Below are 24,967 nucleotides of genomic sequence, written 5' to 3'. Positions count from 1 at the left end.
CACCCGCGTCGCCTCCGCTGAGGTGACGCACGTCAACTCCCGTGGGACAGCCGCTCCTTGACCGGCGCCGGCTGTCCCACGGCCCGCACGGACGGCACGAGCGCGGCCGGTACGACGACCAGCACCAGCAGCACGGCGGCCCCGGTCAGCACGGCCCCCGAACCGGCCCCCTCCGCGAGCCGCCCGGCCAGCGCGTACCCGGCGGGCAGACTCAGCAACGAGACCAGCCAGTCGTACGAACTCACCCTGGACATCAGCTCGTCGGGCACCATCCGCTGCACGGTCGTCGCCCACACCGCGTTGACGTACGACGCCCCCAGCATCCCCAGCGCCGCCGCGCACCCCACCGCCCAGGGCGCCGCCCTCGCCGCCAGCGCCAGCAGCGGTGCCGCGCCGGACGCCAGCAGCAAGTGGCTTGCCGACAACGGGCGTTCGGAATGCCACCGGGTCGCGAGGACCGCGCCCGCGACCGCGCCGACCGCCCCCGCCGCCGACACCACGCCCCACATCGACGCCCCGCCCACCAGCAGCGGGCCCAGCACGTAGAACGGCGCCGACGCCAGGTTGTACGCGCCGTGCGCCAGCAGCCCGGTGACGTACCAGCGCCGGGCGACCACCTCTCGCCAGCCGGCCGTGAGATCGGCGCGCAACTTCCGCTGCTTGCTTTGGAGATGGGGCTGGGGCAGGCGCAGCGCGGCCAGGAGTACGGCGCTCACCAGGAACGTCGCCCCGTCGATCACGTACACCCAGCCCGGGCCGGTCACGGCGACCAGCACGCCGGCGAGCAGTGGGCCTACTACGCGGGACACGCTTTGCGAGATGCCCAAGAGGGCGTTGGCGCGCTGGAGTTGGGGCTGAGGGTCGGGCTGGGGCTGGGGCTGGGGCTGGGGCTGGGGCTGAGGCTGGGCTTCGGGCTGGGCTTCGGATCGGGGCTCTGGCCTGCCCGTCCGGCCCGCCCCGACCACCTCCGGCACGATCCCCGTCAGTGCCGGCCGGTACACCGCCGACGCCGCGCCGTACGCCACCGACGCGGCCAGCAGCATCCACAGCCGCGCCGCCCCGCTCAGCAGCAGGAACGCCATCCCGAACTGCACGGCCGCCTGGGCGAGATCGCTGCCCAGCAGCATCCGGCGGCGCGGCAGCCGGTCCGCGAGCACTCCGCCGAGCAGGGTGAGCGCGACGCGTACGACCATCGAGACGCCCAGTACGGTGCCGATGTCCACGGCGGATCCGCCGAGCGAGAGGACCGCGAAGACCAGGGCGACGTTGACCAGGCCGTCGCCGAGCAGGGATATCGTGCGCGCGGTCCAGAAGAGGGTGAAGGCCGTACTCAGGCGAGGGCGAGGGCGAGGGCGAGGGTGGGGGTGAAGGTGGGGCTTCGGTTCCATGATCCGTATCTTCGCCGGTAACTCGCTTGGGATCACTGGGGGTTGCCCTGAATCGCAGGGAGGGGGCGCGCTCTCCGGCGTGGCCCTCAAACCGGCCTCGCCCCCTCTCGGCTGTGCCGGTGCAGCACATGCTTCGTCCGCGCATAGTCGTCCAGCGTGTGGACCGACAGATCCCGCCCGTACCCCGACCCCTTGAACCCGCCCCAGGGCACCTCGTTCGCCGGCACCAGATGGGAGTTGACCCACACCGTGCCGAAGTCCAGCCGCCCGGGACGGAGTTGGCGCGCCGCACCGCCTCCTCCTCGCCGGTGAAGGTCTCGATGGTGACGACCGGGCCGACGATCTCCTCCCGGGCTGTCTCGGCGCGCTCCGGGACACCGGTCAGGACGGTCGGGGCGACGGAGAAACCGGGGCCGTCCAGCGCCCCCGCCGCCGGGCGCCGCGCGGATGCCGTCCCGCGCCGCGCGCGTCAAGTACCCCAGGACACGGTCGAGATGGGCCTTGGAGACCATGGACCCGACCTCGACGTCCGCCCCGGCGCCGGGCTCCCCGACGGCCAGCGCGGCGACCTCCTCGACGAGCAGGGACGTGAACTCCTCGGCGACGGAGGCGTGCACGAGGACCCGGCCGGCGGCCCCGCACTCCTGGCCGGAGTTCCAGAACCCGGCCACCCGCAACGCCGAGGCGGCGGCACCGTCCCGGCGACCGGATCAGGGAAGCGCCGTTGGCGGCTCAACTGGGCTTGTCGCGGAGGGTCGTTCGGGTGGGGCTGCGGGCGCTGGCGGAGGAGGGGATGCTGGACGTCCTCCCCGGCGGCGCCACCGCCGTGCCCGCCGTCACGGCGAAGGACGTGCTGGATCTGTACGCGCTGCGGGCGAGTCTGGGGGCGCTGCTGATCCGGCGGGTGGCGATGCTCGGGCCGGACGTCCTCGGCCCGGACGTCCTCGGCCCGGACGTCCTCGCCCCGGCGGGCGCGGCCTTGGCGGAGGTCCGGCCGCCGCCCGCGCCCGCGATCACGTCCGCATCCGCGAGGTCGACCTCTGGTTCCAGGACGCCCTGGCCCGCACGGCGGACCTCCCCCAGACGACCCGCACCTTCGAACAACTCACCGCCCGGCTGAGGGCGTTCGTCATGATCCTGGACATGGACTACAGCCAGGCCTGCGACACCATCGCCGACGAGGACACCGCCGTCTATGAGGCGGCCCGGCTGTGGCGGGTGAAGGTCGAGAGATGCGTGCGGTACATGATCGCGCGGCTGCCGGAGGGGGATGCGGCGCCGCATGTGTGGACGACATTGCCCAGCTGTAGAAAGTCTGTGAAAAAGGCGGGGGACATGGGGTGGAGTGGGGTGCGCCGTGCCGTCGTGGCATCGGCGCTTCTTGCGCAGTTGCTGGGTGCCGCGGGCGCCGCGCGGGCCGTGGCCGACGGCACGGGTGACACCCTGTCACCCGAGGCGGCGGCCTCGCGGCAGGCCGAGGTCTCGGGCAGCCCCGTCGACGTGAGCGCCGAGACGACACCCACCCAGCTCGTCACGGCGCGGCCGGACGGCACGTTCACCGTCGAGTTCGATCCGGGACCGGTGCGGACGAGGACGGCGTCGGGCTGGGTACCGGTCGACACGGACCTGCGGCAGACCTCGTCCGGAGCGATCGTGCCGAAGGCCGCCGCCGCGGACATCACCTTCTCCGGCGGCGGGACCGGCACCCCTCTCGCGACCATCGCGCAGAACGGCAGGACGTACAGCGTCAGTTCACCGTGGCCGCTGCCCCGGCCGGCCCTGGCGGGGGCCACCGCCACCTATCCGGATGTCATGCCCGGGACAGACCTGGTGGTCCAGGCGGTCCCGGACGGCTTCAGCGAGAACCTGGTCATCAGGTCCCGTGCCGCGGCGCGGAACACGGACCTGTCGGACATCCGGTTCCCCGTGTCCGTCGACGGAGTCTCCGCGCACGACACCCACACCGGCGGCGCCGCCTTCCTCGACGCTCAGGGCCGGCCGGTGTTCACCACCGGCACTGCGCTGATGTACGACTCCCAGACCACTGCGGCGCCGGCCGCGAAAGCGTCCACCGCGTCCCGCGCGAGCGTGGCACAGGCCGTGCGCCCCGCGGCCGAGGCCACGGCCACGGACACGCCGGCCGGCCCGGCCCCCGGCGCCCACACGGCGGCCATGGACGTGACCGTCTCGGACGACGCGCTGACCCTGAAGCCCGACAGGTCCTTCCTCGACGACCCCGGCACCACCTACCCCGTGGTGCTGGACCCGCAGACCACCAGCGCGTCGCTCTCGGGCTGGACGACCGTGTGGTCGAGCGCGACGGGGACGTCCTTCTGGAAGACCTCCCACTCCCTCGGCGCCGGTTACGACGCGTGGGTCGACCACAAGAAGGCACGCTCGCTCTACCAGTTCGACACCCACACCCTGGGCGGCAAGAAGATCCTCCAGGCGACCTTTACCGCCCTGGAGGTCTGGTCGGCCAACTGCACCGCCAAGGATGTGCAGCTGTGGCGCACCGGCTCCATCTCCTCGGCCACGACCTGGGCCGCGCAGCCCGCCTGGTCCGCCCAGGTGGACACGGTCAGCGCCGCCAAGGGCTATTCGTCCGCCTGCCCCGGCGGGAACGTCTCCTTCGACGCCACGAGCGCGGTGGCCTACACCGCGGGCAAGTCCGCCGCCACGACCACCCTGGGACTGCGCGCCGACGAGAACGACGAGATCGCCTGGAAACAGTTCGCCTCGCCCGCCGACCACAAGCCCACCCTGTCGGTGACCTTCGTCTCCGCGCCCAGTACGCCAACCGCTGTGAAGATGGCGAGCCCCAGCCTGGCTTGTGCCACCGCCCGCACCGCCGCCGCCGTGATCCGGGACACGACCCCCACTCTGGCCGCCGCACCCGCGTCCTCGGACGGTTCGCAGGCGACACTCCGGCCGGACTTCCAGGTCTTCAAGTACGTGCCCGACGCCACCAACCCCCTGACAGCGTCGGGGAGTCCCTCGGCCTACACGGCGTCAGGAACGGCCGGCACCTGGACGACGCCCGCGCTCACCAACGGCCAGACGTACTGGTTCCGCGCCCGGACCGAGTACAAGTACGCCTTCAACGGGATCACCGGGTATATGTACTCGACCTGGTCACCGGCGTGCTGGTTCACCATCGACACCTCGCGCCCCGTACAGCCCGCCGTCGAATCGGCCGCCTACCCCGAGTGCGCCAGCCCCACCTCCCCGGACGACTGCACGGCCTACGGAGGCGTCGGCGCCCCCGGCCCGTTCACCCTCAAGGCCAACGGAGCCACGGACGTCGTCAAGTACACGTACCAGCTCAACGACGATCCCGTGCAGACCAAGACGTTCACAACCGCCACCGTCAGCTACACACCGTCCCTGGCACCTGACGTACGTGGGCTCAACACCCTCACCGTCCAGACCTGGGACTCGGCGGGCAACGCGTCGGCCAGCTACACCTACTCCTTCAAGGTCGCGCCGGGCGCGGGCCCGGTGGACCGATGGTCCATGGACGAAGGCACCGGCTCCACCGCGGCCGACACTGTCGGAGGCAACGACGCCACCTTGAACGGCGGTGCGGGCTGGGCCGGCAAGGCCCGGCTCGGCGGCGCGCTGCAAGGCAACGGCACCTCCGCCTACGCGGCGACGAAGTCTTCGGTGCTGGACACCACGAAGAGCTTCACGGTCTCCGCCTGGGTCCGCCTGAACTCCCTGGCCGCGAACAGCACGTTCGTCGCACAGGAGGGCACCGCCGCCGACGGATTCCAGCTCTACTACTCCACCGGCTTCGGCTGGGTCTTCAACCGGCACTCCGCCGACGTCACCTCGCCGACGATCGTACGAGCCCTGTCGTCCGCCACTCCGGCCGCCGGTGTGTGGACCCACCTCCTCGGTGTCTACGACGCCCAGACCCAGCAGCTCAGGCTCTACGTCAACGGCGTGAACGACGAATCGAAGAACGCCTCGTTCACCGCACCCTGGAAAGCCTCAGGGCCGGTCGACATCGGCCGCCGCCTCTACCAGGGCACATGGGGCGAGTACACGGCGGGCAGCCTCGACGAGGTCACCCTCTGGAACCGCATCCTCTCCCCCGAAGAGATCGCCGACCTCCAGGCGATGACGGACGTCGGTACCGGCCAGGCCCGCCCGGCGCTCGTTGCCGACTGGGGTATGGAGGAGACCTCCGGCACCAGCGCCGCCGACTCCTCCGGATACGGTCACCCGGCCACCCTCGCGGCGGGCGGCACCTGGACCGCCGACACCGACGGCGGCAAGGGCAACGTCCTTTCCCTGGACGGCACTTCGGCGGCCGAAGCCACCGCGTCAGGACCGGTCGTCGACTCCCAGGGCGATTTCACCGTGGCCGCCTGGGCCAAACTCGATGCCACCGCGCTGTCCGACACCACCGTGGCCCACCACATGCGGATCGCCACCCAGTCCGGCGGCACCCGCGACTCCTGGGGGCTGTGGTACGACCAAGACGCCGGCTCCGCCCAAGGCATGTGGGTGTTCGGCCGCACCACCGCCGACACGACAAGCGCCGCGGTCGTGAAGGTCCCGGCCACCACCGCGGCGGCCCAACTGGTCGACCCCGGCGACTGGACTCTCGTGACCGGCGTCTACGACGGCGCCCACCACCAGCTCCTGCTCTACGTCAACGGAGTCCGCCAGGGCGCCCAGGGCGACACCGACACCAGCGACACCACCGGTGACGGCACCGTCTTCACCAGCCCCTGGCAGGCCACCGGCACCTTCAACATCGGCCGGGGACGCGTCAGCACCGGCGCGTACGGCGACGCCGCACACGGCCTCGTGGACGACGTACGGGTGTGGACCGGCGTGACATCCGGCACCGCGATCAACCAGATGTACATCGCCGAAGTACCCATCCCGTTGTGACGGCGGCTCCGTCGCACGACAGACGTTCAGACGACCTGCACACGATCGGGAGTTCAGTCATGGATGGGCTACGGCGGACACGCCTGTGGGTCGTCGCCGTCACCACAGGCGCCCTGATGGCCACCGGGCTCGGCACGGCCCCCTCGGTCTGGGCGACCCAGCGGCACGGACATCGCACGGTGCACGCACCGGTCGTCAAGAACGGCACCGCCACACCGTTCACACCGCACAGGACGACCCGCGCCGACCCCGCCCGGACCGCCGCCGCCCGCACCGCGGCCCGCGTCGCACAGCAGGTGCGCTGGCCCGCCGAAGCCACCGCGACCCTGCCCGTGACCGCCCGCGCCACCACCACACCGGTGGGAAGCCTGCCGGTCGCGGCGAGCACCCCGGACACCGGCCCGGCCCCGGCCCGCGTACGCGTCACGGTCGCACCGCACCGCACCGCGACCGCCCTCGGCGTCGAGGGCACCGTCCTGTCCGTCACCCGCGCCGACGGCCGCCAAGGCACCGGCCGGACCCGGCTGACCCTCGACTACTCCGCCTTCGCCCGCAACTACGGCGGCGACTACGCCTCCCGGCTCACCCTGGTCCGCCTGCCCGCCTGCGCGCTCACCACCCCGGCCCGCGCGCAGTGCCGCACCGCGACTCCGGCCGCCACCACGAACGACGTCGCCCACCACACCCTCACCACCACCGCCCCGCTCTCCGCGCACGCCGTCACCGCGTTCGCCGCCACCGCAGCGGCCACCGCCAAGTCCGGTGCCGGCTCCTACCAGGCGACCTCCCTCAACCCCTCCGCCGCTTGGAACGCGGGCGGCTCCAGCGGCGATTTCACCTGGTCCTACCCCCTCACCGCACCCCCCTCCAACGGCGGCCCGGCCCCCAACCTCGCCCTCACCTACGACGCCCAGAGCGTCGACGGCCGGCTTCCCTCCACCAACAACCAGCCGTCCTGGGTGGGGGAGGGCTTCGACCTCTCCACCTCCTACATCGAGCGCTCGTACGACTCCTGCGACGACGACGGCCAGAGCGGCAAGAACGATGAGTGCTGGGCCGGCGACAACGCCACCCTTGTCCTCGGCGGCAAGTCCAGCCCCCTCATCAAGGACAAGACCACCGGCGACTGGCACCCCGAGACGGACGACGGAGAACGCGTCGTCCGCTCCACCGGCGCCGTCAACGGCGACAACGACGGCGAGTACTGGACCGTCACCACCCAGGACGGCACCCAGTACGTCTTCGGCAGGAACCGTCTCCCCGGCTGGACCACCGGAGCCGCCGTCACCAACTCCACCTGGACCGTCCCGGTCTTCGGTGACGACCCCGGTGAGCCCGGCTACGACCAGGGCACCACGTTCGCCGGCCGCGCCCTCACCCAGGCCTGGCGCTGGAACCTGGACTACGTCGTCGACCCCCACGGCAACGCCATGTCGTACTGGTACACCAAAGAAACCAACTACTACGCCAAGAACGGCACCACCACCGACAACGGGACGGCGTACGACCGTGGCGGCTACCTCAGCCGCATCGACTACGGCATCACCTCCTCCACGGTCTTCGGCAACGCCCCCGAGAAGGTCGCCTTCACCACAGCCGAACGCTGCCTGGTGACCGGTACGGAAGACTGCACGTCGCTCACCTCTGCCACCGCCGCCCACTGGCCGGACGTCCCGTTCGACCAGCTCTGCGCCGCCGGCAAGGTCTGCACGGCGACCGCGCCGACGTTCTTCTCCCGCAAGCGCCTGACCTCCGTCACCACCAGCGTCTGGGACGCGGGCCTGGCCACCCCCGCCTACCGGGACATCGACAGCTGGAGCCTGGCCCAGTCCTTCCCCGACCCTGGCGACGGTACCTCGGCCGGCCTGTGGCTGACCTCCATCACCCACACCGGCAAGGACGGCGCCACCCAAGCCATGCCGCCCGTCACCTTCGCCGGCATTCAGCTCGCCAACCGGGTCGACACCACCCACGACGACATCGCCGCGCTGGTCAAGTGGCGGGTGCGGACCATCACTTCGGAGACCGGCTCCGTCCTCACCGTCAACTACTCCGACCCGCAGTGTGTCGCGGGCGCCACCATGCCCGCCGGCCCCGACTCCGACACCCTGCGCTGCTTCCCGACGTACTGGCAGCCGCCCTTCACCGCCGACCCGCAGCTCGACTGGTTCCACAAATACGTCGTCACCCAGGTCACCGAGTCCGACCCCAGCGGCGGCGCCCCGCTGAAGGAGACCGACTACTCCTACAACGGCTCACCCGCCTGGCACTACGACACCGACAACGTCACCACCCCCGCCAAACGCAAGACCTGGTCCGTCTGGCGTGGCTACGGCAGCGTCACCACGACCACCGGAGACGCCCAGTCCACCCGCACCAAGAACGTCACCGCCTACTTCCGCGGCATGGACAGCGACAGACAGTCCGACGGCACCACCCGCAGCGTCAAGGTCACCGACTCCACCGGTACCTCTGTCACCGATGCCGGCCCCCTCGCCGGCCAGGCCCGCGAATCGGTGACGTACAACGGCGCCGCCGAGGTCTCAGGAGTCATCACCGACCAGTGGGTTCACCAGACCGGCTCCGACGGCACCCGCGCCAGCACTTTCACCAGGCCGCACGCCGTCCATACCCGCACCGACCTGTCGTCCGGCGGTACTCGTGACACCACCGTCACCACCACGTACGACGACACCACCGGTGCGGCACTCCTCGTCGACGACGCCGGGGACGACTCCGTCACCGGCGACGAACAGTGCACCCGCACCACCCTCGCGAACAACACCACCGACTGGCTGATGGCCTACCCCGTGCGCGTCGAGACCGTCGACGTCTCCTGCGCCGCGACCCCCAGCCGCCCCGACGACGTCGTCTCCGACGTCCGCACCCTCTACGACGGCCAGGCCTACGCCGCCGCCCCGAAGCTCGGCGACGAGACCTCCACCCAGCGCGTCTCCTCCTACAGCGACGGCAACCCCGTCTACCAGACGGTCTCCACCAGCCACTACGACGCCCAGGGCCGCGTCGACTCGGTCAAGGACGCCACCTCGACGACCGCGAGCACCACCACCTACACCCCCGCCACCGGCGGCCCGCTGACCAGCACCGTCACCACCGACGCCAAGGGCTACGCGACCACCACCACCTTCGACCCCGGCCGGGGCACCGCCACCACGGTCGTCGACCCGAACGGCAGACGGACCGACTACACCTACGACGCCCTCGGCCGTACGACCGGCCTCTGGCTGGCCAACCGCAGCAAGTCCGCGGGCCAGAGCGCCAGCCTCGTCTACACCTACACTCTCTCCAGCACGGCGGCCTCCGCCGTCGCCACCGGCAAACTCAACAACGACGGCACCACCTACGACACCACCTACTCCCTGTACGACGCCCTCCTGCGCCCCCGCCAGACCCAGACCCCGGCGCCGGGCGGCGGCCGGGTCATCGCCCAGACCAAGTACGACAGCCGCGGTCTCGCCACCGAGTCCGACGCCGACTACACCGACACCTCGGCCCCGTCCACGACCCTGGCGAACATCACCTCGGCGGTTCCGGCCCAGACCCTCACCACCTACGACGGCGCCGGCCGCGCCACGGCGAGTGACTTCCGTGCCCTGGGCACCGAACGCTGGACCACCACCACCGTGTACGGCGGCGACCGCGTCACCGTCACCCCGCCCAAGGGCGGCATCGCGACCACCACCCTCACCGACACCCTCGGCCGCACCGTCGAGACCCGCCAGTACGACAGCGGCACCCCGACCGGCGCGTACACGTCCGTCAAATACGCCTACGACCCCAAGAGCCGCCTGCGACAGGTGACCGACAACGACGGCAACACCTGGTCCTACGGCTACGACCTGATGGGCCGCAGAACCAGCGGTACCGACCCGGACGCGGGCACGACGAAGACGACGTACAACGATCTCGACCAGGTCGCCGCCGTCACGACCGCGTCGGGTACCGCCGACGAGAAGACCCTCAGCTACACGTACGACGTCCTCGGCCGCAAGACCGACCTGTACGACGGCACGACCAAGGACGCGGCGCACGAACTGGCCAGATGGACCTATGACTCGGTGGCCAAGGGACAGCCGACGTCATCGGTCCGGTACGTCGCAGGCTCGTCCGGCAAGGCGTACATCAGCCAGGTCGGCACCTACGACGCCCTGTACCGCCCGACGCTGACCCGGGTCACCATCCCCTCGGTGGCCGGCGAAGAGGCGCTGGCGGGCACCTACACCTCGACGACCGGCTACAACCTCGACGGCACCGTCCAGGTCGTCTCCGACCCGGCGGCCGGCGGACTGCCCGCCGAGTCCCTGGAGTACGGATACAACGACCTGAGCATGCCGGCCACCCTCAAGGGCGCCTCCGGCTACGTCCAGAACACCGGCTACACCAAGCTCGGCGACATCGCACAGCTCACGCTCGGCACCTCCGCGTCCGACAGCGCGAAGTGGCTCCAGATCACCAACACGTTCGAGGACGGCACCCGCCGCCTCCAGCGCGAACTGGTCACCGACGACGCCCAGACGGCTCCGGTCGAGGACACGGCCTACACCTACGACGACGCGGGCAACCCGACGAAGACCGCCACGCACGCCGATGGCACCGACGACGTCCAGTGCTACCGCTACGACGGCCACGACCGTCTGACCGAGGCATGGACCGCGACGGACGGCTGCTCGGCGAACCCGTCGACAGCGGTCCTGGGCGGCCCGGCACCTTACTGGCAGAGCTTCACGTACGACGCGCTGGGCAACCGCACCCGCGAGGTCGCGCACGCGACGGCGACCGGGGCCGCCGACACCACGACGTCGTACGTCTATCCACCGCACGGCACGGCCCAGGCCCACACGCTGACGTCTTCGACGATCACGTCTGGAGCCACGACCGCCACCGACTCGTACACCTACGACACCACCGGCAACACCCGTACCCGCACGCTCGACGGCAAGACCCAGCAGCTGGACTGGGACTCCGAGGGACGACTGGCGAAGGTGACGAACGCGGACGGGACCTCGGCGTCCTACCTCTATGACGCCGACGGCAACCGCCTCCTGTCCCGCGACGGCTCGGGCACGACGCTCTACCTGGGTGACACGGAGATACGCCTGGCCAAGGGCGCCACCGCTGCCACGGGGACGCGGTACTACACCTGGGCGGGACAGACCGTCGCCGTCCGCACCGCCGGCAGCCTCCAGTGGCAGGTCACGGACGCCTACAGCACGGCTGAGACAGCGGTGGACGCCACCACGCAGGCGATCACCCGCCGCCGCCTCGATCCGTTCGGCAACCCGCGCGGAGCACAGCCTTCCGCCGCTGCCTGGCTCGGCGACAAGGGCTTCGTCAACGGGATCACCGACACCCCCACCGGCCTCACCCACCTCGGCGCGCGCGAGTACGACCCCACGACCGGCCGCTTCGTCTCCGACGACCCGGTCCTGGAACTGACGGACGCCCAGCAACTCGACGGCTACACCTACGCCGCCGACAACCCCGTCACCAACAGCGACCCGGCCGGGCTGTGCATAGACCCCGGCAATGGGCACTGCGAACCTGACGACGGCGGCAAACGGGGCTCCCAGCCACCGGACCCGGCGTATGGCAACACCAATCCGGCGTCCGGGGGCGGTGGGCATCACAGCGGTGGCGGAAGTTCCCATCACGGCTGCGGCTGGTCGTTCTCCTGCCACGTCTCCGACTACGCGCACAAGGCGTACCACGCGATCGAGCGGCACCCGGTCCTCGCGGCCGTCGTCGCCACGGCCGTGGTCGTCGGAGTGGTCGCCTGTGTCGTCGCCTCGGGCGGAGGGTGCGCGGCCGTACTGGCAGCCGGAGCGACCGGAATCACCGCCGGAGCCGAAGCCGGGGCCGGTGCGGCGGTCGCGGGCGGCGCCCTGGGCGTCATCAGCGAGGGCGGAGCCGTCATCGCCGGCACGATGGGTATCGCCGGGGCCGGTGCGGCCGTCGCCGAGAAGAGCCTGGAAACGGCCGCCAAAGAGGAGGCGGCGGCGTCCTCAGGAGCCAAGGCCGCCGCTTCGGCGGCGGAGGACACCGCCGCGTCAGGTTCGGCGAGCGGCGGCGAGCGGGCAGCTGCGGCGGCACCCAGGAGCGGCACGGCCGCGGCTCGCGGTTCCCGCGGCGCCAAGGGAAAGTTCCAGCCGACGGTCACCGTTCACCCGGCAGCCGGTGGCTGGGATCTGGAAACGCGGGTCTCGGACGCGAACGCCCTTCGTGACGGCGTCGGAACGGTGGCGACCGGCGATGCGAAATACCGGACCTATTCCGCCGCCATCAACAGGAGCAGCGGGGATGTCGCGGTCGGCTGTTCCGGCGGCGGAAACTGCGCCGAGGTGAACATCATGGAGTTCACCGGATGGGACCCGCAGGACGTCCTGTTCACGCGTGCGGGCAGGCTGATGGACGTCGACGACGGCCTTGGTAAGGTCTGGCAGGAGATAGCGATCTGCACGGTATGCCAGGGGCAGTTCTCGGTGGACTCCTTTGTTCCCGGGGCCCTTCTGGAGATGAAGCCGCCAGGGCGGAAAGGCTAGTGGTGGACGATGGTGAGTGCCGCTCTTCTTGAGCTGGACCGATATGACTGGTCGGAGTTCCGGTGCGGATGCGGGGACGGTGCCGCGCATCTGGCGGAGACTTTCCGGCGGCTGCTGGAGGCCAAGGCGCCTGAGGAAGCGGTCGGTTACCGTCTCGACGGGCATGTGGAAATTCAGTCGATGCTGTTCGAGGCCGCCGTGCCGGCGGTGTCGGTGATCCTGGCCGCGCTCACCGGCGAGCTGGCCCCCTTCGCCCGTAACCATTTCCTTGTCACGCTGCTGTTCGCGGTCTCCGGAGAGTCCCACTCCAGTGAAACCGCGGCCGGGCGCGGAAATCTTGAAGACGAATGCTACGAAAAGGCCAGAGAAGGGCTCTGGGTCCTTTACCGCGAGGCGGTTGACGGGGATACGGAGAACGCGCTGGACATCCTTGAGGTAATCGAGGAGGACGAAGCCCGATTCGCCCGGTTCCGGTCCGCTCTACAGAGCCGCCTCGAGAAACAGGCCAGGAGAAGATGACAGCGAAACATGTCTTTCCGTCGAACCGGCGGAGAATCGCGGCACGTTGCGTGGACTTCGTGGTCGCGTCCGCCTTCTCGGTGCTCGGCTTCATGGGGGTCGCGGCCGTCAGCGACGGTGCCGCTCTCGTGATTCTGCTGCCCATCGGGTTCATGGCGGGAGGAGTCGCCTACCACGTGCCCCTGGTGCACTGGTGGGGTACGACCCTGGGCAAGCGGATGTTCGGCCTGAGAGTGGTCCGGCTGGGGGCGCAGGACATGCGTCCGCCGTCCTGGAAAGAGGCCTTCGTCCGGGAGTTCGACCGGGCGGCCTTTCTGTCTCTCCCGGTACTGAACCTGCTGGTCGGCGCGGTCCTGCTGGCGCAGATGGCCAAGGACCGGGGCGCTTACCACCAGAGCAGATACGACCGGGCCGCCCGTACGGCCGTCGTGCGGTGGCCGATCGGCGCGTGACTCCCGTCGCCGGGAGGTCAGAGCGCCGCTCGTACCGCTCTCTCGAAGCGTTCCACATGGCTTCGGGCCAGTTGGGCCGCTCGGTCGGGGGTGGCTTCGATGATGGCGTCTATCAAGGGGCCGTGTTCCTCGATGTGGCCGGCCATGTCGGGGAGGCGGTCGACGAAGAGGCACCAGATGCGGGTGGCGAGGTTGTCGTGGCGGATCAGGGTGTCTTCGAGGTAGGGGTTGTGGGTGGCGGCGTAGATGGCGCGGTGGACCTGGAGGTCCAGGTGCATCAGGGCGGTGGGGTCCTGGGGGGTGGTGAGGTTGGTGCGCAGCTCTCTCAAGGTCGCCCGGTCCGCCGGTGTCGCCCGGCGGGCCGCCTGGGCCGCCGCCAAGGGTTCCAGTTCCTGGCGGACCTCTGAAATGTCGGCCAGATCCGTGATGTTGACCTCCGTCGCGAAGGTGCCGCGCCTCGGGTAGGTCGTGATCAGCCGCTCGTACTGGAGCCGCTTCAACGCCTCCCGCACCGGCGTACGGCCCAGCCCCAGTGACTGCCCCAGCTGCTCCTCGTTGACCGGCGCCCCGGGACGGATCTCCAGCATCACCAGGCGGTCCCGGATGGCACGGTAGGCCCGTTCAGCGAGGGAAAGCTCCTCAGTGACACCGGGCACCACGGGTACGGCGACCCCGGCCGCCCTGTCCACCCCACCCTCCATCCCGCCCAACACCCGCTCCATCCCTACCCCCTTGACCCGTCCCCCGACCTCCCATACCGTACCGCACAGCCTGATATATCAGTTGCTCATTAGTTGGCTCCCAGGAGGCCGCTCGAATGGCGACGAACTCTCCGATCAGCAACTCCCTGACCAGCGACCCGAGCCGCTCGGCGCCCCGCGAACCCGGCTTCGACTCCCCCCTCGCCCAGCTGGACCCCGCCGTCGCGGACGCCCTCGCCGCCGAGCTGCGCCGGCAGCAGTCGACGCTGGAGATGATCGCCTCGGAGAACTTCGCCCCGGCCGCCGTGCTGGAAGCGCAGGGCTCGGTGCTCACCAACAAGTACGCGGAGGGCTACCCGGGCCGCCGCTACTACGGCGGCTGCGAACACACCGACGTCATCGAGCAGTTGGCGATCGACCGGGTCAAGGAACTGTTCGGTGCCGAACACGCCAACGTTCAGCCCCACTCGGGTGCCCAGGCCAACGCGGCGGCGATGTCAGCCCTGTTGCAGCCGGGCGACACGCTCCTGGGGCTCGATCTGTCCCACGGCGGCCACCTCACGCACGGCATGCGGCTGAACTTCTCCGGCAAGCTCTACAACGTCGTCCCTTACCACGTACGCGAGTCCGACCTGCGGATCGACATGGACGAGGTCGAGCAACTCGCCCTGGCGCACCGGCCGAAGCTGATCGTCGCGGGCTGGTCCGCCTACCCGAGGCGGCTGGACTTCGCGGAGTTCCGCCGGATAGCGGACGCAGTCGGCGCCCAACTCCTCGTCGACATGGCGCACTTCGCGGGACTCGTCGCCGCGGGGCTGCACCCGAACCCGGTGCCGTACGCCGACGTCGTCACCACAACCACCCATAAGACACTGGGCGGTCCGCGCGGCGGAGTCATCCTCAGCCGGGCCGGGCTCGCGAAGAAGATCGACTCCGCTGTCTTTCCCGGTCAGCAGGGCGGGCCGCTGGAGCATGTCGTCGCCGCGAAGGCCGTCGCCTTCAAGGTCGCCGCGAGCGAGGAGTTCAGGGACCGCCAGCGCCGCACGCTGGAGGGCGCCCGCATTCTCGCCGGGCGGCTGCTGGCCGACGACGTCGCCGAGACCGGCGCCACCGTCCTGACCGGCGGCACCGAAGTCCACCTGGTCCTGGTCGACTTGAGGAAATCGGCGCTGGACGGGAGGCAGGCCGAGGACCGGCTGCACCGCGTCGGCATCACCGTCAACCGCAACTCCGTCCCCTTCGACCCGCGCCCCCCGATGATCTCCTCGGGCCTGCGCATCGGCACCCCCGCCCTCGCCACCCGCGGCTTTAGCGCCCCCGAGTTCCGCGAGGCCGCCGACATCGTCGCCGAAGCCCTCAAGGGCGAGGCCCCCGAGGACGGACTGCGCGCCCGCGTCGCCAAGCTCACCGCCGCCTTCCCGCTCCACGGAGCCGCCGCATGACCACCGAACCCGCCGAACTCCTCCCGGAACACCCGGACTTCCTCTGGCGCGACCCCGAACCGAAGTCCTCCTACGACGTCATCGTCGTCGGCGGCGGCGGACATGGCCTCGCCACCGCCTACTACCTGGCCAAGAACCACGGCATCACCAATGTCGCGGTTCTGGAGAAGGGCTGGCTGGCCGGCGGCAACATGGCCCGCAACACCACGATCATCCGCTCCAACTACCTCTGGGACGAGAGTGCGGCGATCTACGAACACGCCCTGAAACTCTGGGAGTCGCTCCCCGAGGAGCTGGACTACGACTTCCTGTTCAGCCAGCGCGGCGTCCTCAACCTCGCCCACACCCTCCAGGACGTCCGCGAAGGCGTCCGCCGCGTCGAGGCCAACAAGCTCAACGGCGTCGACGCCGAGTGGCTCGACCCTGACCAGGTCGCCGAGGTCTGCCCGATCGTCGACGTCACCCCCCGCACCCGCTACCCGGTCCTCGGCGCCACCTACCAGCCCCGCGCCGGAATCGCCAAACACGACCACGTCGCCTGGGCGTTGGCCCGCGCCGCCGACCAGCTCGGCGTCGATCTGATCCAGGGCTGCGAGGTCACCGGCTTCCTCAAGGACGGCGAGCGCGTCGTCGGCGTCGAGACCACCCGGGGGCGTATCCACGCCGGCCGCGTCGGGCTCGCCGCCGCCGGGCACAGCAGCGTCCTCGCCCAACTCGCCGGATTCCGGCTGCCAGTTCAGTCGCATCCGCTGCAAGCCCTGGTCTCCGAACTGCACGAACCGGTCCATCCGACGGTCGTCATGTCCAACCACGTCCACGTGTACGTCTCCCAGGCCCACAAGGGCGAGCTGGTGATGGGCGCGGGCGTCGACACGTACAACGGCTACGGCCAGCGCGGCTCGTTCCACGTCATCGAGGAGCAAATGGCCGCCGCCGTCGAGCTGTTCCCCATTTTCGCCCGCGCGCACGTCCTGCGCACCTGGGGCGGCATCGTGGACGTCACCCCCGACGCCTCACCGGTCATAGGAACCACGCCGGTTGAGAATCTGTACGTCAACTGCGGCTGGGGCACCGGGGGTTTCAAGGCGACCCCGGCGGCCGGCTGGACCTTCGCGCACACCATCGCGACCGGCCAACCACACGCCCTGAACGCCCCGTTCGCCCTCGACCGGTTCACCACGGGCGCCCTGATCGACGAGCACGGCGCCGCGGCCGTGGCCCACTGAGGAGACGACGTGCTGCTGATCGACTGCCCCTGGTGCGGCCCCCGGGACGAGACCGAGTACCACTACGGCGGACAGGCCCACGTCTCCTACCCCGAGACCCCCGCCGACCTCACCGACGAGGAGTGGGCCGCCTACCTCTTCTACCGCGACAACCCCAAGGGCCCCTTCGCCGAACGGTGGGTGCACAGCCTCGGCTGCCGCCGCTGGTTCAACGTCCTGCGCGACACCGCCACCCACGACGTCCTCGCCGTCTACCGCCCCGGCGAACCCCGCCCCGCAGGAGAGCCCCGATGACCGACCAGCCCTTCCGCCTCCCGCAGGGCGGCCGGATCGACCGCGCCACGACCCTCCGCTTCACCGTCGACGGCCGCGAACTCACCGGCCACCCCGGCGACACCGTCGCCTCCGCACTCCTCGCGGGCGGCCTTGCGGAAGTGGCCCCTTCGATCTACCGGGGCCGCCGCCGGGGCATCGTCAGCGCGGGCGTGGAAGAGCCCAACGCCCTGCTCCAGCTCGCCGGCCCCTGCTCCGAAGGCATGCTCCCGGCCACCATGGTCGAGCTGTACGACGGCCTCACCGCGACCACCCTCTCCGGCCGGGGCCGCCTCGACCCCCGCCCCGACCCCGCCGAGTACGACAAGAAGTACGCCCACACGGACGTCCTGGTCATCGGCGGCGGCCCGGCGGGCCTGGCGGCAGCGGCGTCCGCGACGGAGTCCGGCGCCCGCGTCATCCTCGTCGACGACCAGCCGGGCGGTTCACTCCTGTCCCGCCCCGAGTGGGTCACGCGGACCACCGCACAACTGGAGGCCGCCCCCGAGACGACCGTCCTCCACCGCACCACCGCCTTCGGTTCGTACGACGGCAACTACGTCCTCGCCCTCCAGCACCGAACCGACCACCTGGGCGCGGCACTTGAGGGCGTCTCCCGCCAGCGTCTGTGGCACATCCGCGCCCGCCAGGTCGTCCTCGCGACCGGCGCCCACGAACGCCCCCTGATCTTCGCCGACAACGACCGCCCCGGCGTGATGCTCGCGGACGCGGTGCGGATCTACGTCGAACGCTACGCGGTCGCCCCCGGCTCCCGAGCGGTGATCGCGACGAACAACGACAGCGCGTACGACACCGTCGCCGCCCTCCTGGCCGCGGGCGTCGAGGTCGCCGCAGTGATCGACGCGCGCCCCGAACTCAGCGCGCGGGCCGCCGAGTTGGACGTGCCGGTGCTGACCGGCAGCGCCGTCACCGGCACGTCCGGGGAGGGCCGGCTGACCGGTGTGACGGTCGGCGCCCTCGACACCGACGCCCCCCAACAGGCCTTCGCCTGCGACCTGTTGGCCGTCTCCGGCGGCTGGAGCCCCGTCGTCCATCTGCACAGCCAGCGCCAGGGCAAGGTGAGTTGGGACGAGGACCTGGCCGCCTTCGTGCCGTCGACCGCCGTGCGCGACCAGCAGGTCGCCGGCGCCGCGAAGGGGACGTACGACACCGACGACTGCGTCGCCGAGGGCGCGCGGGCCGGGGCGCGGGCGGCTACGGACGCGGGGTTCCCGGTGCCGGTGCCCTCCGTGACCTACAAGGGTTCCCGGTCGGCGACGCGCGCCCTGTGGCTCGTACCCGGGGACTCCTACGACACCCACTTCGTGGACCTGCAACGGGACGTCACCGTCGCCGACGTGCAGCGCTCAACAGGCGCCGGAATGCGCGGAGTTGAGCACGTCAAGCGGTACACCTCGCTCGGGACGGCCAACGAGCAGGGGAAGACGTCCGGGGTCAACTCCATCGGTGTGATCGCCGAGTTGCTGGGCGGGGCGCCGGGGGAGATCGGGACGACGGCCTACCGGGCGCCGTACACGCCGGTCGCCTTCGCCGCGCTGGCCGGGCGGGAGCGCGGCGAGCTGGCCGACCCGGAGCGGACAACTTCCGTTCACAGCTGGCATGTTGAGCGGGGGGCCGTCTTCGAGGACGTCGGGCAGTGGAAGCGGCCCCGCTACTACCCGCTGGCCGGCGAGGACATGGACGCGGCCGTCGAGCGTGAGTGCCGTGCCGCGCGGGAGGGCGTGGCCGTCATGGACGCCTCGACCCTCGGGAAGATCGAGATCCGGGGCGCCGACGCGGGCGAGTTCCTGAACCGGATCTACACCAACGCCTTCAAGAAACTGAAGCCCGGCATGGCCCGGTACGGCGTCATGTGCAAGCCCGACGGCATGATCTTCGACGACGGTGTCACCCTCCGCCTCGACGACGAGCGCTACTTCATGACCACAACGACCGGTGGCGCGGCGGGAGTTCTGGACTGGCTGGAGGAGTGGCTCCAGACCGAGTGGCCCGGACTCGACGTGTACTGCACGTCGGTGACCGAACAGTGGTCGACGATCGCCGTCGTGGGCCCGCGCGCACGTGAGGTGATCTCCCGACTCGCCCCGGACGTCGACGTGTCCAACGAGGCGTTCCCCTTCATGGCGTTCCGCGAGACGACCCTCGCCGCCGGAATTCCGGCGCGGATCTGCCGGATCTCCTTCTCCGGTGAACTCGCCTTCGAGATCAACGTGTCGGCGTGGTACGGGCGTTCGGTGTGGGAGCAGGTGTGGGCGGCCGGACAGCCGTACGGGATCACGCCCTACGGCACCGAGACCATGCATGTGCTGCGCGCGGAGAAGGGGTTCATCATCGTCGGGCAGGACACCGACGGGACGGTCACTCCGCAGGACGCGAACATGGGGTGGGTGGTGTCCAAGCAGAAGGACTTCGTCGGGAAGCGGTCGTTCTCCCGGCCCGACACCCTGCGCGCCGACCGCAAGCAACTGGTCGGCCTGCTGCCGGCGGACCGTACGACCCGGCTCCCCGAAGGCACCCAACTCATCGCCCAGGGCGTGCCGTTGGAGGTGAAGCCGGTGCCGATGCTGGGCCATGTCACCTCCAGCTACCACAGCCCCGCGCTCGGCCGGCCCTTCGCCCTGGCCCTGGTGGCGGGCGGGCGGGAGCGGATCGGCGAGACCCTGCTGGCCCCCGTGGGCGGGGCCCTGGTGCCGGTCGAGGTGACCGACTCCGTCCTCTACGACCCCGAAGGGACCAAGCGCGATGGCTGAGCCGAACCTCCTGGCGGTGAGTCCGCTGGCCCATCTGCGGGAACAGCTGAGCGCCGCGACCGTCACGGGTCCACGTGCGGTCGGGCTGGCCGAGGTGCCGTTCCTGACCATGGTGAACGTCCGGGTCGACCCGGCGTCCGAGGCCGCCGCCCGCATCGAGAAGGCGCTGGGCGCGCCGCTGCCGCGCGCCTGTGGCGAGACCACGGACACTGTGGCCTGGCTGGGCCCCGACGAGTGGCTGGTGGTGTCCGCCGCCGAACCGGCCGCGCTCACCGCTGAGTTGCGCGAGGCGCTGGGGCCGGCGCCGGGCTCGGTGGTCGACGTCTCCGCCAACCGCACCACCCTGGAGTTGACGGGCCCGTCGGCCCGCGCGGTCCTGGAGAAGGGCTGCCCGCTCGACCTCCACCCCCGCGCCTTCGGCCCCGGCCACGCACTCCAGACGGCCCTCGGCCCGGTCCCGGTACTCCTCTGGCAGACGACGGCGACCCCCTCGTACCGGGTGTTCCCCCGAGCCTCGTTCGCGGACTACACGGCGCGCTGGCTCATGGACGCGATGAAGGAGTTCGGGGGGCCCGTGGTGCCCTAGACACTCAGGATGCGTTCAGGTCTTCCATGACAGCGTCCGGCCTCATGACACACGAGACGACTCAGGTCCCCACGACGGCCTCCCCGCGCCGGCATCTGAACAAGGTGCCCGAGGTGACCCTCTACTTCTGGATCATCAAGGTGCTGTGCACGACGGTCGGGGAGACCGCCGCCGATCTGCTGAACCAGAACGCGGGGCTCGGGCTGACCGGGGTGTCCGTGCTGATGAGCGCACTGCTCGCGGGCGTCCTCGTCGTGCAGTTCCGCACCCGCGCCTACCTGCCCGGCGTGTACTGGACGGCCGTCGCCCTCATCAGCGTCGTCGGCACGCTGATCAGCGACAACCTCACCGACAACATGGGGGTGCCGCTCCAGACCAGCACCGCCGTCTTCGCCGTCGCCCTCGCCGCCGTCTTCCTGCTCTGGTACCGGCGCGAGCGCACGCTGTCCATCCACCACATCGACAGCGGCGCGCGCGAGGCGTTCTACTGGCTCGCCGTCCTGTTCACCTTCGCGCTCGGCACGGCGGCGGGCGACCTGGTCGCCGAGCGGATGGACCTCGGGTACTGGCTGTCGGCCGCCCTGTTCGCCCTGGCCATCGCGGCGGTCGCGCTCGCCCACTTCACGCTCGGGCTCGACGCGGTGTGGAGCTTCTGGATCGCATACGTCCTCACCCGGCCGCTCGGCGCGTCCGTCGGGGACTACCTGTCGCAGCCGACCGGGGACGGGGGCCTCGGCCTCGGCACCGTCGTCACCAGCGGGCTGTTCCTCGCGGTCATCCTCGGGCTGGTCGCGTACCTGACGGTCACCCGCAAGGACGTCACCCAGTAGGCAGCTCGACGACGAACCGCGCCCCGGAGCCGTACCCGGCGTCGTACGACACCTCGCCGCCGGTGCTCCGGGCCAGCCGGCGGGACAGGGGCAGGCCCAGGCCCGCGCCGTCGTGGCCGTCCCCGGGGTCGGCCCTGCGGCCGGGCTGGAAGAGGTCGGGCATGAAATCCTGCGGCACCCCCGGACCGTCGTCGGTGATCTCGATCCGGACCCCGCCCGGCGCCCGCCGCGCGGAGAGCGTCACCGTCGAGCGGGCGTACCGCAGGGCGTTGGCCAGCAGGGGGCTCACGATCCGCTCCAGGAGCGCGGGGGCGACACCGGCCGTCAACTCCGGTTCCGGCGCGACCACTTGGGCCTCGGTACCGGCGGCCAGCCTCCGCAGCACCGGCACCACCTCCGTCACCCCCGGCGCCGTCGTCACCCCGTCGCGCGCGTCGTCCAGCAGCGCCTCGCAGATCGACCGCATCGACTGCGCCGCCTCGGCGATCACCTCGTGGGTGGCGCGGGTCTGGGCGGCCGTGCGCGGCCGGGAGCGCCACCAGTCCAGTTCGACGACGATCCGGGTGAGCGGGGTGCGCAGCTCGTGCGAGAGTTCGCCGGTCAGCTGGCGCTCGTGCCGCAGGACCGTCCGGATGCGGTCCAGCAGGGCGTCCAACGAGGCGCCCAGCTGGGCGAGTTCGGCGGGGTGGCGGGCGTCGCCGAACCGCTCGTCGGAGCCCACCGCGCTCCACTCCGTCGCCTGCCCGGTCATCGTCCGCACCGGCCGCAGCGCCCGCCCGACCGCCAGCCGCGTCAGCCCGTACGTGCAACCGAGCATCACCGCGTCCAGCGCGAGCGAGCCGAGCAGCAGGGTGTCGGCGGAGTTGCGGTACGGGGACAGGTCCAGCGCGGTGACGACCGTCGCCGGGCCGGGGCGGGCGCACATGCGGATCATGTCCACGGTCGTGCAGCGCGTCTCCGCGCGGGCGGCGAGGGTGGCGGCGGTCCGGGTCAGGGTGCCGGTGGCCGGCGTCGACGGGGGTTTCTCCACGAGCCGCGTCCCGGCGTAGATCCACACGTTGGTGTCGAGGAGGCTGTCGTCGGAGGTCTCCACCACCCGTACGCGCGGCCCGCTGGTGTCGACGGTCGTGGCGACGGCCGCCGCCCGGGTGCGCAGCGCGTCGTCCGCCTGGTGGCGCAGGTGGCGTTCGACCATCGCGTTGAACACCACGGTCAGGACGGTCATCAGCAGCGCGGCGGTGGCGACGGCGACGAGCGAGAGCCGGCCGCGGAGGGTGCGGGGGGAGAGGCGGCGCAGGGCGCGGGTGACGGGGGAGGGGCGGTGGCCGGTTTCGGGCGTGCGCGGGGGCTGACCGGGAGCCGGCCGCCGCGAAGCCTCGGCCTCAGCGGCCGGTTGCCGCGCACCCCCGGTCTCAGCGGCCGGTCGGTGCGGGCCGTGGGTCCCGGCAGCCGACCCGCTCGAACTTCCGGCCCCGGCAGTCGGCCCGCTTGAACTTCCGGTTCCGGCGGCCGGCCCGCCTGAAGTTCCGCTCCCGGCCGCCGGCCCGCTTGAACTTCCGTTCACGACAGCCGATGCCCGATCCCCCGTGCCGTCCGCAGCCCCAGCCCGCTGCCCGCCTCCCGCAGCTTCCGGCGCAGTCTGCTCAGGTACTGGTCCAGCGTGTTGTCGCTGACCTGGGCCCCGTCCGGCCAGGCGGCCCTGATGAGGTCGCGGCGGCTGACGATCCCGCCCGCCGCCGCCACCAGGGTCGCCAGCAGGCGGAACTCCGTCGGGGACAGGGGCACCGGTGCGCCGCCCGCTCGTACGCTGTGCCGGGTCGCGTCCAGGGTCAGATCTCCTGCCCGGGACACCGGCGTCGGCGCCGACCGTTTCAGTGCCGCGCGCAGGCGGGCCACCAGTTCCGCGAGGTGGAACGGCTTCGGGAGGTAGTCGTCGGCCCCGGCGGAGAAGCCGGACAGCCGGTCGGTGAGGTGGTGGCGGGCGGTGAGGAAGATGATCGGGGCGGCGAAACCGTTGGCGCGCATCGCCTGGCAGACGTCCCGGCCGTCCGCGTCGGGCAGCCCGACGTCCAGGACGGCCGCGGCGACCCGGTCGCCGGCCAGCCGCAGCGCGGTCGCGCCGTCGGCGGCGGGCACGGGCTCGAAGCCCTCGTCGGCGAGGCCGCGGCGCAGCACGTCCCGCAGCGCGTGATCGTCCTCGACGACCAGGATCTTGTACCGCATGCCCCTCCAACGGATCGCAGCTCTACTCAATGTAGTAGATCGGTGTGAGCTGCCTCCTTACCACCCGGGAAAACCTCCTGACCAGCGGCTTCGCTACGACGTTCAGGTTGCGGTCAGGTTCGCGGCGCCCCGGTGAAACTCATGCACCAGAGCCGCCAAAACAATGGCAAAGGCATCTGTGGCGGCGGGAGCACGCCGTGTCATCGTGCCGTCCATGACCACCGAGCACCTCCTCGACGACCGTCCCCCGGCCCCCTCGCACGCCCTGCCCCGCACCCTCGCGAACAAGGTCCCGGAGGCGACCGCCGCCTTCTGGACCGTGAAGGTGCTCACCACCGGGATGGGCGAGACCGCGTCGGACCTGCTGGCCCGCCTCCTCGGCCCGGTCCCGGCGGTCGCCCTCGGCGCACTCGCCCTCGCCGCCGCCCTGGCCGCGCAGTTCGCCGTCCGCCGGTACATACCGTGGGTGTACTGGACGGCCGTCGTCATGGTCAGCGTGTTCGGCACGATGGCCGCCGACGTCCTGCACGTCGGGCTCGGGGTGCCGTACACGCTGTCCGCGCCGTTCTTCCTCGCCGCGCTGGCCGGGGTGTTCGCCGTCTGGTACGCCGTCGAGCGGACCCTGTCCATCCACGGCATCCGCACCCGCCGCCGCGAGGTCTTCTACTGGGCGGCCGTCCTCGCGACCTTCGCGCTCGGCACGGCCGCGGGCGATCTGACGGCCACGGCGGGTCTCGGCTACTTCGGTTCCGTGCTCCTCTTCGCCGCCGCGATCTGCGTCCCCGCGCTCGCCCACCGCGCCGGCGCCCTGAACGCGGTGGCCGCCTTCTGGACGGCGTACGTCATCACGCGCCCGCTCGGCGCCTCCCTCGCCGACTGGATGGCGCTCGGCAGCGCCCGGGGCGGACTCGGGTTCGGGCTCGGCCCGGTCACCCTCGCGTGGACGGCGGCCATCGCCGGCTTCGTGGCCTGGCTCGGGCTCTCCCGCAAGGGGGGCTCCTACAAGGCGTAGGAGTACGCTGTGCGCGACAAGCGACGGCGGCAGTGGT

The 24,967-nt window shown here is 71.3% G+C and carries 16 protein-coding genes and 2 pseudogenes; 12 read left to right on the top strand and 6 right to left on the bottom strand.

The window, feature by feature from the left end; translation table 11 throughout:
- Positions 1-32: 32 nt before the first annotated feature.
- The 3 genes and pseudogenes from ACYUD3_RS12620 to ACYUD3_RS12610 all read right to left on the bottom strand — a co-directional run.
- Entirely contained in the window at positions 33-1,388 is a 1,356-nt protein-coding gene (locus tag ACYUD3_RS12620; RefSeq protein ID WP_470968134.1) for an MFS transporter, read from the bottom strand.
- An 86-nt stretch (positions 1,389-1,474) separates the two neighbouring features.
- Positions 1,475-1,773: pseudogene (locus ACYUD3_RS12615) on the bottom strand (aldehyde dehydrogenase family protein).
- A 52-nt stretch (positions 1,774-1,825) separates the two neighbouring features.
- A pseudogene (locus ACYUD3_RS12610) lies at positions 1,826-2,068 on the bottom strand (aldehyde dehydrogenase family protein); the annotation flags it as partial.
- 44 nt (positions 2,069-2,112) lie between these two features.
- Here ACYUD3_RS12610 and ACYUD3_RS12605 point away from each other — a divergent pair.
- Genes ACYUD3_RS12605 through ACYUD3_RS12585 form a run of 5 tightly spaced genes read left to right on the top strand, consistent with a single transcriptional unit; the run spans position 2,113 to position 13,827 of the window.
- Entirely contained in the window at positions 2,113-2,508 is a 396-nt protein-coding gene (locus tag ACYUD3_RS12605; protein WP_470968132.1) for a hypothetical protein, read from the top strand.
- A gap of 11 nt (positions 2,509-2,519) precedes the next feature.
- Complete coding sequence (locus ACYUD3_RS12600; RefSeq protein ID WP_470968130.1) at positions 2,520-6,296, top strand: LamG-like jellyroll fold domain-containing protein; 3,777 nt, start codon at positions 2,520-2,522, stop codon at positions 6,294-6,296.
- Positions 6,297-6,355: 59 nt separating this feature from the next.
- The gene (locus tag ACYUD3_RS12595) at positions 6,356-12,856 is read left to right on the top strand and encodes an RHS repeat-associated core domain-containing protein (RefSeq protein ID WP_470968128.1); all 6,501 of its coding nucleotides are present in this window, start codon (positions 6,356-6,358) and stop codon (positions 12,854-12,856) included.
- Between the two features lie 9 nt (positions 12,857-12,865).
- The gene (locus ACYUD3_RS12590) at positions 12,866-13,375 is read left to right on the top strand and encodes a hypothetical protein (RefSeq protein WP_470968126.1); all 510 of its coding nucleotides are present in this window, start codon (positions 12,866-12,868) and stop codon (positions 13,373-13,375) included.
- Positions 13,372-13,827: an RDD family protein gene (locus ACYUD3_RS12585; RefSeq protein ID WP_470968124.1), complete on the top strand. Its 456-nt coding sequence runs from the start codon at positions 13,372-13,374 to the stop codon at positions 13,825-13,827. The genes ACYUD3_RS12590 and ACYUD3_RS12585 overlap by 4 nt, the downstream gene beginning before the upstream one ends.
- 17 nt (positions 13,828-13,844) lie before the next feature.
- Here the strand turns inward: ACYUD3_RS12585 and ACYUD3_RS12580 are convergent, their stop codons facing one another.
- A complete protein-coding gene (locus ACYUD3_RS12580) occupies positions 13,845-14,528 on the bottom strand; it encodes a GntR family transcriptional regulator (protein ID WP_470968506.1) in 684 nt (227 codons plus the stop codon).
- A gap of 116 nt (positions 14,529-14,644) precedes the next feature.
- Between ACYUD3_RS12580 and glyA the strand changes: the two genes are divergently transcribed.
- From glyA to ACYUD3_RS12550, 6 genes are read left to right on the top strand one after another with little or no spacing between them, the layout of a single operon-like run.
- Positions 14,645-15,970 (top strand): serine hydroxymethyltransferase, encoded by a 1,326-nt coding sequence (gene glyA, locus ACYUD3_RS12575; RefSeq protein ID WP_470968121.1) that lies wholly within the window; start codon positions 14,645-14,647, stop codon positions 15,968-15,970.
- Entirely contained in the window at positions 15,967-17,196 is a 1,230-nt protein-coding gene (locus tag ACYUD3_RS12570) for a sarcosine oxidase subunit beta family protein (protein ID WP_470968119.1), read from the top strand. Before glyA ends, ACYUD3_RS12570 begins: the two co-directional genes overlap by 4 nt.
- 9 nt (positions 17,197-17,205) lie before the next feature.
- Positions 17,206-17,490 (top strand): sarcosine oxidase subunit delta, encoded by a 285-nt coding sequence (locus ACYUD3_RS12565; RefSeq protein WP_470968117.1) that lies wholly within the window; start codon positions 17,206-17,208, stop codon positions 17,488-17,490.
- Positions 17,487-20,279 (top strand): sarcosine oxidase subunit alpha family protein, encoded by a 2,793-nt coding sequence (locus ACYUD3_RS12560; protein ID WP_470968114.1) that lies wholly within the window; start codon positions 17,487-17,489, stop codon positions 20,277-20,279. Before ACYUD3_RS12565 ends, ACYUD3_RS12560 begins: the two co-directional genes overlap by 4 nt.
- The gene (locus ACYUD3_RS12555) at positions 20,272-20,865 is read left to right on the top strand and encodes a sarcosine oxidase subunit gamma (protein WP_470968112.1); all 594 of its coding nucleotides are present in this window, start codon (positions 20,272-20,274) and stop codon (positions 20,863-20,865) included. The genes ACYUD3_RS12560 and ACYUD3_RS12555 overlap by 8 nt, the downstream gene beginning before the upstream one ends.
- A 44-nt stretch (positions 20,866-20,909) precedes the next feature.
- Complete coding sequence (locus ACYUD3_RS12550; protein WP_470968111.1) at positions 20,910-21,695, top strand: COG4705 family protein; 786 nt, start codon at positions 20,910-20,912, stop codon at positions 21,693-21,695.
- Here the strand turns inward: ACYUD3_RS12550 and ACYUD3_RS12545 are convergent.
- Complete coding sequence (locus tag ACYUD3_RS12545; RefSeq protein ID WP_470968108.1) at positions 21,685-22,920, bottom strand: sensor histidine kinase; 1,236 nt, start codon at positions 22,918-22,920, stop codon at positions 21,685-21,687. The two genes, ACYUD3_RS12550 and ACYUD3_RS12545, sit on opposite strands and share 11 nt — an antisense overlap.
- Positions 22,921-23,255: 335 nt before the next feature.
- Entirely contained in the window at positions 23,256-23,918 is a 663-nt protein-coding gene (locus ACYUD3_RS12540; protein WP_470968106.1) for a response regulator transcription factor, read from the bottom strand.
- Between the two features lie 214 nt (positions 23,919-24,132).
- Here ACYUD3_RS12540 and ACYUD3_RS12535 point away from each other — a divergent pair, with 214 nt between their 5' ends.
- Complete coding sequence (locus ACYUD3_RS12535; RefSeq protein ID WP_470968103.1) at positions 24,133-24,930, top strand: COG4705 family protein; 798 nt, start codon at positions 24,133-24,135, stop codon at positions 24,928-24,930.
- Positions 24,931-24,967: the final 37 nt, after the last annotated feature.

It is taken from the genome of Streptomyces sp. AMJ-169 (assembly GCF_055597585.1).
Note: the sequence above shows the minus strand (reverse complement) of the source record. Positions and strands in the feature narration are given on the sequence as shown.